This is a genomic window from Salinisphaera sp. PC39 (assembly GCF_040361335.1).
GTDB lineage: Bacteria > Pseudomonadota > Gammaproteobacteria > Nevskiales > Salinisphaeraceae > APNM01.
The window spans coordinates 1-679 of the sequence record NZ_APNM01000039.1 but is presented as its reverse complement, the minus strand read 5'-3'; the positions used below and the strand labels follow the sequence as shown (position 1 = coordinate 679).

Annotated in this window: 1 protein-coding gene; it reads left to right on the top strand. The window is 71.4% G+C overall.

Annotation, left to right across the window (positions count from 1 at the left end):
• Positions 1-29: 29 nt before the first annotated feature.
• On the top strand, positions 30-679 hold a 650-nt coding region (locus tag PC39_RS16620), incomplete at its 3' end, for an IS110 family RNA-guided transposase (RefSeq protein WP_353254536.1).

The window sequence follows — 679 nt, the reverse complement described above, 5'->3', positions numbered from 1 at the left end:
CATCCATGAGCGAGATTACGTTTTACACGGTGGATCTGGCAAAGCGGGTGTTTCAGGTGCACGGCTACCCGCGACAGGGTCGGCGTGTACTCACGCGACGGCTGTCGCGGGCCCGCTTCCAGGGCTTTTTCGAGCGCGAGGCGCAGCCGGGTGCCACGGTCGTGATGGAGGCTTGCGGCGGGGCGCACTTCTGGGGCCGCTGGCTGCGGGCCCGCGGCTTTGCTCCGGTGCTGTTGCCGCCGCGTCGGGTACGCCGCTTTGTCACCGGCAACAAGACCGATGCCGCCGATGCCGAGGCCCTGGCGGTAGCCTGGCGCTGCGGGCAGCTGCATCCGGTGCCGATCAAGACCGAGACCCAGCAGGCAATCCAGTTGCTGCACCGCCTGCGAGAGCGCCGCCTGGCGGCGCGCACGGCGGTGAGCAACCAGATACGGGCGCTGCTGCGCGAATACGGTGTCGTGGCCCCGGCCGGGGCGGCGGCCCTGTCGCGCACGGTGGCCGAGCTGCGGCAGGCCGACGCACCCCTGGCGCCGCCGGTGCAGGCCCTGCTGGTCGATCTGGTCGAGGAATGGCGCCAGCTGCGCGCCTCGGTCGCCCGGCTGGACGAGCAGCTCACGGCCCTCTACCAAGCCCACGAGCCGTGCCGGCGCCTGGGCGAGATTCCCGGCATCGGCGTGGT